Source organism: Salegentibacter maritimus, from assembly GCF_016236915.1.
In the GTDB taxonomy this organism is placed as follows: Bacteria; Bacteroidota; Bacteroidia; order Flavobacteriales; family Flavobacteriaceae; genus Salegentibacter; species Salegentibacter maritimus.
Map to the genome: position 1 here is coordinate 1 of NZ_JAEHOK010000089.1, position 203 is coordinate 203.

The following is a 203-nucleotide window of genomic DNA, read 5'->3' on the forward strand; positions in this document are numbered from 1 at the left end:
GCAGACAATGGCGATTGTGAGTCCGTTTCTGAAGCTTTGGTTATCATAGAAAATTTAGGAACTCCGGCGCAGCCACAAGCAAGTATTTCACAACAACCAACGTGTGAAGATACCACCGGGACTATTTCGGTAACTACGGTACAGGGAATTACTTATACTCTTTTAGATGAAAACCAAAACCCGGTAAGCAATTCGATTGCAAA

The 203-nt window shown here is 42.4% G+C and carries 1 protein-coding gene; it reads left to right on the forward strand.

Translation table 11 applies throughout. From position 1 onward, the window contains the following. The coding region (locus I6U49_RS16945) for a hypothetical protein (protein ID WP_198629717.1) at positions 1-203 on the forward strand (203 nt) is incomplete at both ends.